This is a genomic window from Streptomyces sp. AC627_RSS907 (assembly GCF_019049165.1).
Map to the genome: position 1 here is coordinate 1 of NZ_JAGMUE010000646.1, position 698 is coordinate 698.

At 71.8% G+C, this 698-nt stretch carries 1 protein-coding gene; it reads right to left on the minus strand.

All coding sequences use genetic code 11. From position 1 onward, the window contains the following. A partial coding sequence (locus KUM32_RS37585) for a PfkB family carbohydrate kinase (protein WP_308408824.1) occupies window positions 1-348 on the minus strand: 348 nt, incomplete at its 3' end. Window positions 349-698: the final 350 nt, after the last annotated feature.

Sequence of the window (698 nt, forward strand, 5' to 3'; positions counted from 1 at the left end):
GAGGGAGGCGATCTGGTTGTGGTCGGTGTCGGTCGTGCACACGAAGCGCGCGGTGTGCAGCAGCTCCGAGATGCGCACCGACTCGGTGTCGACGCCGTGCCGCTCCAGCCACGCGCGGTACTCGGCGAAGTCCTCGCCCGCCGCGCCGACCAGGACCGGACGCAGGCCGAGCGCGCCCATCCCGAAGCAGATGTTGGGCCCGACGCCGCCGCGGCGGATGTCGAGGGCGTCGACCAGGAAGGACAGCGAGACCGTATGCAACTGGTCGGCGACCAGTTGGTCGGCGAAACGGCCGGGGAAGGTCATCAGGTGGTCAGTGGCGATAGAGCCGGTGACAGCAATGCGCACGGCGAGTCTGCTCCTGCGGGCGACGACAAGGACGGTGGTGAGGACGGTCGCTTCACGCTACCGGCTCCGCCGCCCCGCGCCGAACGGGCAAAACTACCCGATAGTAGGGCTTTCTTCGCAGCGTACGACGTGCCTACGGTTCCCCTAGCCGGGGTGTGCGCCAGCCGCCCCACGGACCGGGAGAGCCCATGCCACAGGACGCCACCCCCGACCTTCCCGTACACGCCGCCGAGCCGGAGTCGTTCGCCGAACTGCGGGCCGACTGCGCGCGGATGGCGCCGCGCTGGGGCGCCAGCGGCGCCGCGGACGCCGTGCCGCCGGTGGGTCCGGCCCAGCTCCGGGGCGTGCGG